The sequence below is a fragment of the Mycolicibacterium parafortuitum genome, assembly GCF_002086815.1.
GTDB classification, from domain to species: domain Bacteria; phylum Actinomycetota; class Actinomycetes; order Mycobacteriales; family Mycobacteriaceae; genus Mycobacterium; species Mycobacterium parafortuitum.
In genome coordinates, this window is the sequence record NZ_MVID01000005.1 from 1 (window position 1) to 12,918 (window position 12,918).

Consider the following 12,918-nt stretch of genomic DNA (forward strand, 5'->3'; position numbering starts at 1 on the left):
GCCTGGCGGGGAGGTGGCGCCTGGCGGGGAGACGGGGTGAGCGGCGGACGGTAGTTCGGGTCGCGCCGGATGACCTCCGAGTGCTCGCGGCGCCACGGGGTTCCGCGCGGAGGAGGCGGCGGCACCGGCCCCGGGAAGGGTGGCCGCTTGTCGGTCACCCTAAGAATGTACGTGTTAGAGCAGCCAACTCAGCCGACCCGCCAGTAGCGAGTATCCGACGAACGCGACGACGTCGATCAGTGTGTGCGCGACGATCAACGGCCACAACCGGCCGGTGCGCTGCCATACGTAGCCGAACACCAGTCCCATCGCGACGTTGCCCAGGCCCGCGCCGAACCCCTGGTACAGGTGATAGAGGCCACGGAGCAGAGCCGAGGCCGCCAGCGCCACCCACGGATTCACGCGCAGCTGGCGCAGCCGGGTCATCAGGAACCCGACGACGATCACCTCTTCGGCCCAGCCGTTGCCGAACGCCAGCAGCAGCAGAACCGGGATGCGCCACCAGGTGTCGTTGAGCTCGGCCGGCTCGACCGACGCGTTGGCGCCGAGGAGGCGGGCGATCTGATAGAGCGCCAGGCCGGGGACGCCGATCAGCAGCGCGAGCCCGACGCCGCCGAGAATGTCCTGGCGCCAACGGATCCGGGCCAGTCCGATGCGGGCCGGGCCGTCGCCGCCGCGCCAGAGCAGGTAGACCGCGAGCGCACCCCAGGCGAGCAGCTGGAACAGGCTGGCGAGGTTCAGTCCCAGATCGATCAGATCGAACGGGGACCTCTTCGGATTCAGCGCGACGGTCTGCCCGGCCAGGCCGAGCAGCACGCCCTCGATGATCCTCAGCAGCGCCGTGTACGCGCTGAGCCCGAACGTGACCGCCAGCACGACGGCGATCTCCAGTCGTAGCGCCCGGCGTTGCGGCTCGGTCAGCTCGTCGTCGGTCGCGCTCACCGCAGTCACGGTAGTGGCTGTCAGGCTCCCCGCGCGCGCAGCCCGTTGAGGAACGGGCAGCCCATCAGCACCCGGATCGCCCGGCTGAGCCCGGTCACGTCGTCAACGGGTTTGCCGAACGGCAGCCGCACGTCGTGGTCGCCGTTCTCGCTCTCGACCCGCAGTGAGACGCCGTAGCGGTCCAGGCCGAGCGGGCGGACCCGGCCGCGCTGCAGCGAGGTGGGCAGTCGGGTGGCGAGGCGGTCGACCATGTCGCGATGTGCGGACTCCATGTGCTGCAGCCAGCTGGATTCCATGGCGCAGAACGGGTCCGGGCGTGCGCCGAGCAGTTCACCGACCGCGACGGACTCCGCGCCGGTCGAATCGGCGACCACGACGGACTCGATCTCCAGGCGCAGCAACGCATAGCGGGTCTCGCCGTCCCGGTTGTCACCGGAATTGACCTGCAGCAGCGCTGGATTGGGCTCGGATGTGGCGATCAGGTCGAGCAGTCCGGCGACCTCGGAGCTCGCGACGTCGCGCAGCACTCCCTGGATCCAGACCAGCGAGCGCACCGGTTCGCGCAGCGGCAGCGGCGAGTAGTCGGTCATCTCCAGCACGGCCTGGATGCCCGCGTTGCCCGAGGACACCACCGCCGCGGCCAGCGCGCCGTGGCCCGGCACGGTGATCGCGAACGACCCGTCGTCGAGGAGGTGGTGCACCGGCGTGGTGGCCGGTTCGAGTCCCTCGACGGCGAGCATCGCGCCGCCGGCCCGCGCGCACGCGCTGCGGATCCGCTCCGCCGTCGTGGGAGCTGCAGTCAGTGCCGGAGAAGCCATCATGCCCGCCTTTCACTTGGTAAGGTGAGCCTAAGTTAACTTGGGTGCCCGGCGGAGCGCAAGGCCTTCCCGCAGCGGAACGGGATTACCGCGCCGACAGATAAGGTGGGGCGGTGCCCGGCATCGCATACCTCGGTCCCGAGGGGACCTTCACCGAGGCAGCGCTGCGCGCACTCGCCGCCATCGGCATGATCCCGTCGGCGGATTCGGGCGCCGAGGCGCTGACCCCGGTCGCGACCGACAGCACGCCCGCCGCGCTGGAGGCGGTCCGCGCCGGCGCCGTGCAGTTCGCCTGTGTGCCGATCGAGAACTCCATCGACGGCCCGGTCCTCCCGACGCTGGACAGCCTGGCCGAAGGTGACCCGCTGCAGATCTACGCCGAACTGACCCTGGACGTGTCGTTCACGATCGCGGTGCGCCCCGGTCTCGCCGCGGCCGACGTGCGCACCGTCGCGGCGTTCCCGGTGGCCGCCGCCCAGGTGAAGAAGTGGCTGAGCGCCAACCTGCCGAACACCGAACTGGTTCCGTCGAATTCGAACGCCGCCGCCGCGCAGGACGTCGCGGCCGGCCGGGCGGACGCGGCGGTCAGCACCGCGCTGGCCACCGAGCGTTACGGCCTCGACACGCTGGCGTCGGGCATCGTCGACGAACCGAACGCCCGCACCCGGTTCGTACTCGTCGGCTGCCCCGGTCCGCCGCCGCCGCGCACCGGCGCCGACCGGACGTCGGTGGTGCTGCGACTCGACAACAAACCCGGTGCGCTGGTCGGTGCGATGAACGAGCTCGCGATCCGCGACATCGACCTGACCGGTATCGAATCCCGGCCCACCCGAACGGAATTGGGCACCTACAAGTTCTATCTCGACTTCATCGGGCATATCGACGACGATTCGGTGGCCGAGGCGATGCGGGCGCTGTACCGCCGCTGCGCCGACGTCCGCTATCTCGGGTCCTGGCCGACGGGGGACGTCGTCGGCGCCCTGCCGCCGTCGTTCGACGACGCGGCGGCGTGGCTACAGCGGCTGCGGGAGGGCAAACCGTGAGCGGACGGCTTGTCCTGGTCCGGCACGGTCAGTCGCATGCCAACGTGGAACGGCGCCTCGACACCCGCCCGCCCGGTGCCGAGCTGACCGGTCTCGGCCGCGATCAGGCACGCGAGTTCGCGCGGGGCCTGACCCGGCCGCCGGCGATGATCACCCATTCGATCGCGACCCGCGCCGTGCAGACCGCGGCCCAGATCGCCGAGGAGATCGGCCGGACCTTCGCCGGCGCGGGACCGGTGCCGTTCGAGGGCATCCACGAGGTCCAGGCCGGTGAGCTGGAGGACCGCTCCGACGAGGCCGCCCACGACGAGTTCAACGACGTCTACCGGCGGTGGCACGGCGGCGAACTGGACCTCGCCGTGCCCGGCGGCGAGACCGCGCGCCAGGTGCTCGGGCGCTACGTGCCCGTGCTCGACCAGCTGCGGATGCACTACCTCGACGACGCGGCATGGCGCGGCGACATCGTCGTGGTCAGCCACGGCGCCGCGATCCGCCTCGTGTCGGCGGTCCTGGCCGGGGTCGACAGCACGTTCGCGATCGACCACCACCTGGCCAACACCGAATCGGTGGTACTGGCGCCCGTCACCGGCGGGCGGTGGAGTTGTGTGCAGTGGGGCACGCTGACGCCGCCCTTCGAACCGGAGGCGCCGGTGACGACGGCTGACGCGCGCTCAGCCGACCCGATGGGCTGATTCGGCGGCGAACTCGTCACACAGGCATCCGACCGCGCTGCAGTCGAGGTGCATGTCGTGGTCGGAGGCGGCGACGAAGCAGTCGTCCTCGGTGCATTCGGGGCGCCGGACGGTGTGGTGGATCAACGCGCCATGGCAGTGCTCCAACCCCGTACGGCAGGCGCGGCACTGTTCGGTCATGTGCCGTTCATAGCACTCGGGACCGACGAATCACAGCGGGCGCGCGGTCATTTCGCCGGCCGGTCAGCCCCAGCCCAGTTCGTGCAGACGTTCGTCGTCGATGCCGAAGTGGTGCGCGATCTCGTGGATGACGGTGATCGCGACCTCGTCGACGACCTCCTGTTCGTCACCGCACACGTCGAGCAGAGCTTCGCGGTAGATGGTGATGGTGTCCGGCAACGATCCGGCGTACCAGGAATCCCGCTCGGTCAGCGCGACGCCCTCGTAGAGGCCCAGCAGATCGGGCTCGTCCTCGTTGCGGTCGGCGACCAGGATCACGACGTTGTCGATCGCAGACGCCAACTGCGGCGGAAGGAGATCGAGCGCGTCGCCGACCAACTCTTCGAACCGTTGCGGGCTCATCCGCACGGCCACCCGGCTACACCCCGGGCGGTAGCGGCGGCGCGGGCGGCAACGGTTCCGCGGGCGGAGCCGGCGGCGGGAACAGCGGCGGCGGTGGTGGTACGGCCTCGGGTGGTGGCGGAGGCAGCTGATCGGCGGGCGGAGCCGTACCAGGCGGAGGCGGGGGCCCGTTCAGGAACGTGTTGCCGCCCTGTTCGGGCAGTGGCTCGGCCGGTGGCTGGGGTGCCTCGGCGACGGGTGCGGGCGGGCCGTGCACGGTCTGCTGGTCGCTGCTGTCCGACGTCGAGGTCGACGAGCCCGAACCGGACGAACTCGAGGACGAACTGGAGCTCGACGAACCGGAACTCGACGACGAGCTCGGTGAGTCGGGGATCGGGATCGGCGGGAGGTTCAGCCGCTCCTCCGGGATGTCCGGCGGCGGGACCGGAGGCTGGCCGTTGATCATCAGCGGCCCCTTGGCGCTGTTGAGCAGCGTGGACCAACCGCCGTTGCCCAGCGTCGCGCCGATGCTGCACGACACCTGGCGGCTGCCCGCCGACCAGCTCGGCAACGACACCGTGCTGTAGACCAGGGTCAGCGTCGTCTCGCGCAGTTTGATCGGCGCCAGGTAGGCGTCGGTCATCTTGGTGCACTCGTCCTTGATGAACGTGTCCTGCTGGTTCTCCGCGGGCAGGGCGTCCGGGAACTTCGCGGCGAGGTCGACCGCGCCGGTGACCTCCATCGCGTGCGGCGCGGCGCAGTCGACCGGGATGTCGGTGGGCTGATTGGTGGCCGGGTCGATGCCCAGGCACGTGCCCGCGGGCCAGACCTTTGACTGGTCGATCTCGGCGACCTTGCCGGTGAACGCGAGCTGCTGATTGTTCGGGCCGGGCAGTTGCAGTCCGCACAGCATCCGGCGCTCGCCGGACTGCCGCCAGGCCTTGTCGCCGGACCACAGCATGCTGACGCTGAAGCGGCTGTTCGGGTCGAAACGCGGGCCCAGGTAGCGCTGGACCGCCGCCGAGCACTGCTCCTGGCTGATCTGCTGGATGCGCGCCGGGGACGGCGGCGCGGCGTCGGGGCCGTACTCGCTGCCCGGGAAGGTCCGCATGTCGACCGACTCGGCCACCTCGAACCGGTGCTCACCGGCGCAATCGACGATCTCGGCCGCGTCCGGGGTCCGTTCCGGCCAGTTCAGGCAGTCACCGGATTTGGCGTGGTCGAAGGTGTCGTTGCCGCGGGGACCCAGCGAGATCGAGTTCGCGGTGAGCCCACCGCTCGGGGAGGTCTCGGGGAGCACGGTGATCACCCCGGCGATCAAGAGCCCGCCGAGCGCCGTCAGAAGGAGGGCGCGCCGCGTCGAGGCGGCTTGCAGGCTCCTCCACCAGGGACCGGAAGACTCAGACATCCGCTCCATTGTGACAGGCGTGTCAGGTGCTGTGACAAGTGATGCAGTTGTAATGTGATGCGACTGAAGCCGCGCCGGTGACGACGGCACACGGTTGTGCCGGGCGGCTGTCGGACACCGTAGGGTTGGCCCGTGATCGACCTCAAAGTGCTGCGAGAGAACCCGGATGTCGTGCGCGCCTCGCAACGGGCCCGGGGCGAGGATCCCGGTCTCGTCGACGCGCTGGCCGACGCGGACACCGCTCGGCGCGCGGCGATCTCGGCCGCCGACAACCTGCGTGCGGAGCAGAAAGCGGCCAGCAAGCTGATCGGCAAGGCCTCCCCGGAGGAGCGGCCCGCACTGCTGGCCAACGCGAAGGAACTCGCCGAGAAGGTCAAGGCCGCCGAGGCCGAGCAGGCCGCCGCCGAAGCCGCGTATGCCGCGGCGCACATGGCGATCTCGAACGTGATCATCGACGGAGTCCCGGCCGGGGGCGAGGACGACTTCGTGGTGCTCGACACCGTCGGTGAACCGCCGGTCATCCCCGACGCCAAGGACCACCTCGAGCTCGGTGAGGCGCTGGGACTGATCGACATGGAGCGCGGCGCCAAGGTGTCCGGCTCGCGGTTCTACTTCCTGACCGGCTACGGCGCGCTACTGCAGCTGGGCCTGTTCCAGCTCGCGGTGCGCACCGCGACCGAGAACGGTTTCACGCTGGTGGTGCCGCCGGTGCTGGTGCGGCCCGAGATCATGCGTGGCACCGGGTTCCTGGGTGCGCACGCCGACGAGATCTACCACCTCGAAGAAGATGATCTGTACCTGGTCGGGACGTCCGAGGTGCCGCTGGCCGGGTTCCGCTCCAACGAGATCCTCGACCTCTCCGACGGTCCGCTGCGCTACGCCGGATGGTCGTCGTGCTTCCGCCGCGAGGCGGGCAGCTACGGCAAGGACACCCGCGGCATCATCCGGGTGCACCAGTTCGACAAGGTCGAGGGCTTCGTCTACTGCAGGCCCGAGGACGCCGAGGCCGAGCACGAACGGCTGCTCGGCTGGCAGCGGCAGATGCTGGCCGCGATCGAGGTGCCCTACCGCGTCATCGACATCGCCGCAGGTGACCTCGGCTCGTCGGCGGCGCGCAAGTACGACTGCGAGGCGTGGGTGCCGACCCAGCAGACCTACCGCGAGCTGACCTCGACATCGAACTGCACCACGTTCCAGGCCCGCAGGCTCTCGGTGCGCTACCGCGACGAGAACGGCAAGCCGCAGACGGCTGCGACGCTGAACGGGACGCTGGCCACCACCCGCTGGCTGGTCGCGATCCTGGAGAACCATCAGCAGCCCGACGGCAGCGTGCGGGTTCCCGAGGCGCTGGTGCCCTACGTCGGCACCGACGTCCTGCGCCCGAAAAGCTAACGGGCGGCCAGTAGCCGGTCGAGCACGCGGACGAACTCGTCCGGGTCGGCCGGGGTGCACGCCGGTTTGAACCGCACTCCCTCGACGTCGAGGGTCACCAGCGTGGACCGGAACGGCCTGCTGGTGTCCAGTGGCAGCCAGCGGCGGAAGTCGGAGCTGCCCCACACCCGGAAACGGTGGGTGAACGTGCCGAGCGGGTCGGCGGAGTAGCTCCGGATCTTGCGCAGCGGAATGACTTTCGACGTGCCCGACGGAAAGTGGTAGCGCCGCAGCGTCAGTGCCTCGTGATCGAGCTGGATGCGTCCGTCGTCGTAGTAGAGGGTCTGCGCGCCGGCGTCTGTCATAGCTTCTCCGACCTCAGTTCGTGGCCTTTGGTGGTCAGGCATCTCCCGTTGGGCAGGTTCCACTGCCAGCCGTGCAGATTGCAGGTCAGGGTGTCGCCCTCGACGACGCCGAACTTGGACAGATCGGCCTTCAGATGCGGGCAGCGGCGCTGGATCTCCCAGCCGTCGAGCGTGATCGACGCGCTGTCGTCATGGGCCTCGGCGAACCAGCCGTCGGCGTAGGCGATGCGCTCGTCGGTGAGGCACTTGAAGAACGTGTACAGGTACTCGTTGTATCCGCCGACCCGCCACGCGGTGAACCGGGTCGACAGGAAGATGGTGTTCACCCAGTCGGGTTCGTTGTCGCGCAGTACGGTGCGCACCAGTTCGGGCGCGATGCCGAAACCGTAGCGGAACTTCTCGTCCGGGATCGGTTCGCGCACAGCGCGTTTCGGGAAGTCCAACACCACTACTTCTTCGCGGTCCCCGGATCGCAGCCGCAACTCGACGGGATAACCGATGCCGTCGCAGATCTGATCGGACTGCACCATGATCGGTTCGAACAGCTCGCGCAGCGGCTCCAGCAGCGGCTCACCGGTGGCCGGCGCCCAGCCCGCCTTCTCGGCAGCGAGCACGGGCGCCATCCGCTCGGCGAAATCCTCGATGTAGGCGGCCTTGCCGGTCGTGAAGATCGCCTCGACGTCGGCCTCCGGGATCGGGTGTGTCAGCGAATTCAGTTGCGAACCGGTCAGATCCGCGGTCGAACCGGGGATCATCAGCAGTCCGCCGTGGTGGCCGTGGCTGCGCATCTGGTCCAGGAACACCATCTGGTCGGGGAAGATGTTCGCCGGGTCGCCGTGGTCGTCGTTGAGGTCGCGCAGCTCCGGATCCAGGAAGCACGGGGGGCCGGCGGACGGGATCACCCATGTCGCGCCGACCTGGGCGATGTACTGGCGGCAGCGGTCCATCTGTCGTTGCCGCTTCTGCACGCCGAACGCCTCCTTGGCGCGGGCCGGCATGTCGTAGACCATCGGGTACCAGATCGCCCCCGAGTACTGCAGCATGTGCACGTCGACCTGGCCGAAGTCGGCGTGCACCATGTCGAGATCCACGGGGCGCGCGTCGTTCATGTTGAACGCGACCGTCTCGCCGTCGTCGACGATCAGGCCGGAGTCGCCGATCGGGCCGTCGGCGGGCGCGCGCAGCGCGACGATCATCACATCGAGGTCGCCCTTGGGGCCGCTGACCCGGTGCTTGACCGAATCGGTGGTCTCGAAGAACGTGTGGAACCCGAGTTTCTCCAGTTCGCGGCGCAGATCCGGCACCGGGAAGTCCGGCAGCAGGACCACCGCGTCCTTGTTGACGTTCTCGCTGAGGTTCTTGGGGTCGAAGTGGTCCTTGTGCAGGTGCGAGACGTAGAGGTAGTCGACGTCGCCGAGCGCGGCCCAGTCCAGTCCGGTGTTGTCGGGGAACGGAAACCAGGACGCGAAGTAAGCGGGGTTGACCCACGGGTCGCACAGAATGCTGCCCGCTTTGGTGTCGATGCGGAAACCCGCATGCCCGACGCTGGTGACCTGCACAGATGTCCCTTCCGGGCCGGATACCCAAACTCCTTGCCCGTCTGGCAGTTTAGCCGGGCGCAAGGGGCTCCTCGTGCCGGCGAACGCCTCCGCTTGCCTCGGGTGTGCCCCAGCGCACTACGCTGGCGGCTGTGGAACCGGTATATGGCACCGCCATCCAGATCGCTCGGCTGGTCTGGCGGATCCAGGGGCTGAAGTTCACGATCACCGGCGTCGAGAATCTGCCCAAGACCGGTGGCGCGGTCATCGCGATCAACCACACCAGCTATTTCGACTTCACGTTCGCCGGGCTGCCCGCCTACCAGCAGCACCTGGGCCGCAAGGTGCGGTTCATGGCGAAGAAGGAAGTCTTCGACAACAAGATCAGCGGCCCGTTGATGCGCGGAATGCGCCACATCCCGGTCGACCGGGACAGCGGCGCGGCGTCCTTCGACGAGGCCTGCCGCAGGCTGGCCGCCGGGGAGTTCGTCGGCGTCTATCCCGAGGCGACGATCAGCCGCAGCTTCGAGATCAAGGAGTTCAAGTCCGGCGCGGCGCGGATGGCGATCGCGGCGAACGTGCCGATCGTGCCGCACATCGTGTGGGGCGCCCAGCGGATCTGGACCAAGGGCCATCCGAAGAACATGAAGCGGCCGAAGGTGCCGATCCACATCGCCGTCGGCACCCCGATCGAGCCGACGCTGCCCGCGTCCGAGTTGACCGCGCTGTTGCACTCCCGCATGCAGCATCTGCTGGAGCAGGTGCAGGACGCCTACGGCCCGCACCCGCCCGGTGAGTTCTGGGTGCCGCACCGGATGGGCGGCGGCGCGCCGACGCTCGCCGAGGCCAACCGGATGGACGCCGAGGAAGCAGCGCAAAAGGCCGCCCGGCGCGGCGGGACGCCCGGACTGGACGCCGGAGCCTCCGAGGCGCCGGGGTAGCCCAGATGGAACCGGTCTTCCGCGCGCTCGAGGTCACGGCCAAGTTCGCGGTGTGGGCCACCGGCACGAAGATCACCTTCCGCGGCCTCGACAACCTGCCCGCCACCGGTGGCGCGGTGGTCGCCATCAACCACACCGGCTACGTCGACTTCCTGCCCGCCGCACTCGCCGCGAACCGGCGGGGGCGCCGCATGCGGTTCATGATCAAGGCGGAGATGAACGAGGTGCGGCCCATCGGCTGGCTGATCAAGCACACCAGGACGATCCCGGTCGACCGGCAGGCCGGAGCGGGCGCCTACGCCGCCGCGGTCGCCTCGCTTCGCGACGGAGAACTCGTCGGGGTTTACCCGGAGGCGACGATCAGCCGCAGCTTCGAGCTCAAGGAATTCAAGTCCGGTGCGGTCCGGATGGCCCGGGAGGCGCAGGTGCCGATCGTGCCGCTGATCGTCTGGGGCGCCCAGCGGATTTGGACCAAGGGTCACCCGAAAGCGGTGGGACGCAACAAGTTCCCGGTGACCGTCATCGTCGGTGCGCCGATCGATTCGTCCGGTGATGCGGTGGCGCTGGACGCGACGCTTCGTGCCGAGATGAACCGTCTGCTGCACCGGGCGCAGGACGGCTACGAACAGCCGCCGGGAGCGTTCTGGCTGCCGCGGCGCCTCGGCGGTGGGGCACCGACCCCGGCGGAGGCGCGACTGATAGAGGAGGCCGAGATGGCAGAGCGCGCGCACAGACGGGGCGAGCGCCGATGACGCCGCTGCTGATCGCGACGGACGTCGACGGCACCCTGATCGACGACGACGAGAACGTCACCCCCCGCACGCGGTCGGTGGTGCGCGCCGCCGTGGACGCGGGTACGCGATTCGTGCTCGCGACGGGCAGGCCGCCGCGGTGGGTGCAGCCGATCGTGGACCAGCTGGGGTTCGCGCCGATGGCGGTGTGCGCCAACGGCGCGGTGATCTACGACCCGGCCACCGACCGGATCGTGTCGGCACGCACGCTGTCGACCGACGAACTCGGTGAGCTCGCCGAGATCGCGACGCGGGTGATCCCCGGAGCGGGTCTGGCCGTGGAACGCGTCGGCCAGAGCGCGCACGACGCGGCCACCCCGCAGTTCGTCAGCTCACCGGGCTACGAGCACGCGTGGCTGAACCCGGACAACACCGAGGTCTCGGTCGAGGACCTGCTGAGCGCACCCGCGGTGAAGCTGCTGATCCGTAAGGCCGGGGCGCGCAGCGCCGACATGGCCGAGGTGCTGGCCCGACACGTCGGCCTGGCGGGGGACCTGACGTATTCGACCAACAACGGGCTGATCGAGGTGGTGCCGCTCGGGGTCAGCAAGGCCACCGGTATCGACGAGGTGGCCCGCCCGCTGGGCATCGACGCGGCCGACATCGTGACGTTCGGGGACATGCCCAACGACATTCCGATGCTCGGGTGGGCCGGCCTCGGCGTCGCGATGGGCAATGCGCACCCGGAAGCGATCGCCGCGGCCGACGAGGTGACCGTGACGAACGCCGAAGACGGTGTCGCGCGTGTCCTCGAACGCTGGTGGCGTTAGACACCGGGATACGACAGGAACCGGCAGGTTCGCGTCAGGCCGGGTTGCTCGGCGGGGTGAACCGCTCCAGCTGAACGGGATTGAGATCGGCGGGCGGCAGTTCGACGGGCACCCCGTCGGTCACTCGTGTCACCCTGCCGTTCTCCCGGTCGAAGTTCAGCGTGCCGTGCTGGAAGTTCTGCACGATCCACAGCGGTTCCGGGATCTCGCCGCTGGTCGGCAGTCCCAGCGCGCCGCGCTCGAACCCGAGCGCACCCCAGGCGCGGTACAGCTCACCGGTGATCGGCTGCGCCCCGGTCTCTGGGGACCAGTACACGGCCCCGTGCTCGAAGGTCACATAGCGCGTCGCGCCCAGCCCGGAGGCCTCCGGCGACGTGGGCCGGCCGAGGTAGCTGTTCATCCCGCCCATGGCCTCCCACTTGGCGTGGATCGCGCCACCGCGCAGGGTTTCGGCGAGTTGCTCCGGTCCGGGCGGATCGTTGAACCGCGCGGCGATGTTGCGGATCTCGGGCATCAGCGCATACGCGGCAGCGCCAGGGCACTCGGTGTTCCCGACGTCGCGGTGGGTGAAGATCGTCGGCAGCGTCGGGGTGGCGCCGAACGGGAACTTGGTGAACGAGCCGCCCTCGGACGGCAGCACCACCGAACCCAGCGGGTCGACACTGGACTGGCCCAGCACCCAGCCGAGAAGCCGTGCGGTGTTACGCAATTGCACCGGGGTCGGCGGCACGGTCTCGAAGTTGCCGAGCATCGCGACGCCCCAGGTGTTGTGGTTGAAGCCGCCGGTGTGCGCACCCTCGACGGGCCGCGTCATACCGCCCGCGCGGCCCTCGAAGACCTGGCCGTACTTGTCCACCATCGCGTTGTAGGCGATGTCGCACCAGCCCAGCGTCCGGGTGTGGTACTCGTAGATCGATCTGATGATGCCCGCGGAATCCTCCGGCGCGTACTCGTTGCTGCCGGCCGTGTGGTGGACGACACCGGCGCGAACCTTGGTGTCGTAGCGCGGCTCTCCGCACCGCATCCCCTCGTCGGCACCCCACTGCGCGCGGTTGATGATGTGCGGAGGCTGGCCGGCGGGGGTCAAGGCGTTGGGCAGCGGGCCGAGATCCGGCGGCGCCTCGGGCGGGCTGATCAGCACCGCGGTGATGTTCTGGGCGAACGACTGCTCGACGTTGGCGGGCACGTACCCGAGCTCCGGGCCGTCGGTCTCGGGGGCCGCCGGCGCGGTGACCGGGGCGTCGTGCGGGCGCGTCACCGCGATCTGCACGGTCGTGGTGCGGCCGATGAACACCGGTTCGGTGCCGCGGGGGCCGGGCAGGTCGGCGCCGACGCCCTCGAGGGGTTCGGCCTGGTACCACGGGCCCCAGGTGCCGTCGTCCTTCTTGGCCCGCACCCGTGCCGACGTGCCGGTGAGATCGTCGGAGGTCAGCGCGACCATCGAGAACGGGGTGTCCTGGTGGAGCTCCCGGATGGTCTCACCGCCGCCGAGATCGGGCAGCGGTTGCTGGGCGAGTTGGGGCGCGGACGCGGCGGGACGGTCGTCCTCGCCGGGGAGTCCGGTGATCGCCCACGGCAGCAGCAGCACTGTCGCCGCTAGCGCGGTGAACAGCACCGATGGTGCGCGGCGCGGATACAGCACGGACTGATGTTACGTATGTGACAACTGATACCCGTG

At 69.5% G+C, this 12,918-nt stretch carries 14 protein-coding genes; 6 read left to right on the forward strand and 8 right to left on the reverse strand.

The features are described 5' to 3' along the window. Nucleotides 1-174 precede the first annotated feature (174 nt). Nucleotides 175-942 carry a CPBP family intramembrane glutamic endopeptidase gene (locus BST38_RS08145; protein ID WP_083142784.1) on the reverse strand — a complete coding sequence of 256 codons (768 nt, stop codon included), beginning with the start codon at nt 940-942 and terminating at the stop codon, nt 175-177. A gap of 20 nt (nt 943-962) precedes the next feature. Next, nucleotides 963-1,760: a DUF2470 domain-containing protein gene (locus tag BST38_RS08150; RefSeq protein WP_083142983.1), complete on the reverse strand. Its 798-nt coding sequence runs from the start codon at nt 1,758-1,760 to the stop codon at nt 963-965. A 113-nt stretch (nt 1,761-1,873) separates the two neighbouring features. Between BST38_RS08150 and pheA the strand changes: the two genes are divergently transcribed. Further along, nucleotides 1,874-2,803 carry a prephenate dehydratase gene (gene pheA / locus BST38_RS08155; RefSeq protein ID WP_083142785.1) on the forward strand — a complete coding sequence of 310 codons (930 nt, stop codon included), beginning with the start codon at nt 1,874-1,876 and terminating at the stop codon, nt 2,801-2,803. Continuing rightward, on the forward strand, nt 2,800-3,495 hold the full coding sequence (locus tag BST38_RS08160; protein WP_083142786.1) for a histidine phosphatase family protein: 696 nt from the start codon (nt 2,800-2,802) through the stop codon (nt 3,493-3,495). Before pheA ends, BST38_RS08160 begins: the two co-directional genes overlap by 4 nt. Here BST38_RS08160 and BST38_RS08165 read toward each other — a convergent pair. The 3 genes from BST38_RS08165 to BST38_RS08175 form a co-directional block, all read right to left on the reverse strand. Continuing rightward, the gene (locus BST38_RS08165) at nt 3,475-3,675 is read right to left on the reverse strand and encodes a hypothetical protein (RefSeq protein ID WP_083142787.1); all 201 of its coding nucleotides are present in this window, start codon (nt 3,673-3,675) and stop codon (nt 3,475-3,477) included. The two genes, BST38_RS08160 and BST38_RS08165, sit on opposite strands and share 21 nt — an antisense overlap. 63 nt (nt 3,676-3,738) lie before the next feature. Further along, nucleotides 3,739-4,089, reverse strand: coding sequence for a metallopeptidase family protein (locus BST38_RS08170; protein ID WP_083142788.1), 351 nt, complete (start codon nt 4,087-4,089; stop codon nt 3,739-3,741). 4 nt (nt 4,090-4,093) lie between these two features. Beyond that, nucleotides 4,094-5,473 (reverse strand): septum formation family protein, encoded by a 1,380-nt coding sequence (locus BST38_RS08175; RefSeq protein WP_083142789.1) that lies wholly within the window; start codon nt 5,471-5,473, stop codon nt 4,094-4,096. Between the two features lie 123 nt (nt 5,474-5,596). Between BST38_RS08175 and serS the strand changes: the two genes are divergently transcribed. Further along, the gene (gene serS, locus BST38_RS08180) at nt 5,597-6,856 is read left to right on the forward strand and encodes a serine--tRNA ligase (protein ID WP_083142790.1); all 1,260 of its coding nucleotides are present in this window, start codon (nt 5,597-5,599) and stop codon (nt 6,854-6,856) included. Here serS and BST38_RS08185 read toward each other — a convergent pair. Both BST38_RS08185 and BST38_RS08190 read right to left on the reverse strand, forming a co-directional pair. Further along, on the reverse strand, nt 6,853-7,200 hold the full coding sequence (locus BST38_RS08185; RefSeq protein WP_083142791.1) for a hypothetical protein: 348 nt from the start codon (nt 7,198-7,200) through the stop codon (nt 6,853-6,855). The two genes, serS and BST38_RS08185, sit on opposite strands and share 4 nt — an antisense overlap. Further along, a complete protein-coding gene (locus BST38_RS08190) occupies nt 7,197-8,759 on the reverse strand; it encodes an MBL fold metallo-hydrolase (protein ID WP_083142792.1) in 1,563 nt (520 codons plus the stop codon). Before BST38_RS08190 ends, BST38_RS08185 begins: the two co-directional genes overlap by 4 nt. Before the next feature lie 131 nt (nt 8,760-8,890). Between BST38_RS08190 and BST38_RS08195 the strand changes: the two genes are divergently transcribed. The 3 genes from BST38_RS08195 to BST38_RS08205 are packed head-to-tail and all read left to right on the forward strand — an operon-like array spanning nt 8,891 to nt 11,240. Next, nucleotides 8,891-9,679 (forward strand): lysophospholipid acyltransferase family protein, encoded by a 789-nt coding sequence (locus BST38_RS08195; RefSeq protein WP_083142793.1) that lies wholly within the window; start codon nt 8,891-8,893, stop codon nt 9,677-9,679. A 5-nt stretch (nt 9,680-9,684) separates the two neighbouring features. Then, nucleotides 9,685-10,431, forward strand: coding sequence for a lysophospholipid acyltransferase family protein (locus BST38_RS08200; protein ID WP_083142794.1), 747 nt, complete (start codon nt 9,685-9,687; stop codon nt 10,429-10,431). Continuing rightward, on the forward strand, nt 10,428-11,240 hold the full coding sequence (locus tag BST38_RS08205) for a Cof-type HAD-IIB family hydrolase (protein ID WP_083142795.1): 813 nt from the start codon (nt 10,428-10,430) through the stop codon (nt 11,238-11,240). The genes BST38_RS08200 and BST38_RS08205 overlap by 4 nt, the downstream gene beginning before the upstream one ends. Before the next feature lie 34 nt (nt 11,241-11,274). Here the strand turns inward: BST38_RS08205 and BST38_RS08210 are convergent, their stop codons facing one another. Continuing rightward, nucleotides 11,275-12,882, reverse strand: a complete 1,608-nt coding sequence (locus tag BST38_RS08210) for an N-acetylmuramoyl-L-alanine amidase (RefSeq protein WP_083142796.1) — start codon at nt 12,880-12,882, stop codon at nt 11,275-11,277. Between the last annotated feature and the right edge of the window lie 36 nt (nt 12,883-12,918).